The following is a 354-nucleotide window of genomic DNA, read 5'->3' as shown; positions in this document are numbered from 1 at the left end:
CGGCAGCGGGCCGCGTGCCCATCATCGAGATCGCACTGTTTGCCAACCGCAGCTTCGTGATGGGCGTGCTGGCGATCTTTCTCATCTACACAGCCATCAGTTCGTACTTCCTGGCGCTGACCGTGCTGCTGCAATTCGGCCACGGGATGACCGCATTGGCGGCGGGGATGGTCTTCACGCCGGCAGCCATTGCGTTCTTCACGGGGTCGCTATCGGGGCCACGGCTGGCCGAGCGCATCGGACAGCGCGCGCTACTGCTGGGTGTGGCGATCTTTACGGTGGGGCTCACGGTGTCGGCCACGGTGGCGCAAGCGGGCGGTCCGCTACCACTGCTGATGGTGGCGCTGGTGCTCA

1 protein-coding gene is annotated in these 354 nt (G+C 65.5%); it reads left to right on the top strand.

The window, feature by feature from the left end:
* On the top strand, window positions 1-354 hold a 354-nt coding region (locus tag RVY79_RS18100; RefSeq protein WP_411161745.1), incomplete at both ends, for a hypothetical protein.

The sequence above is a fragment of the Chromohalobacter sp. HP20-39 genome (assembly GCF_033052815.1).
GTDB lineage: Bacteria > Pseudomonadota > Gammaproteobacteria > Pseudomonadales > Halomonadaceae > Chromohalobacter.
This window is presented reverse-complemented; position numbering and strand designations above follow the sequence as displayed.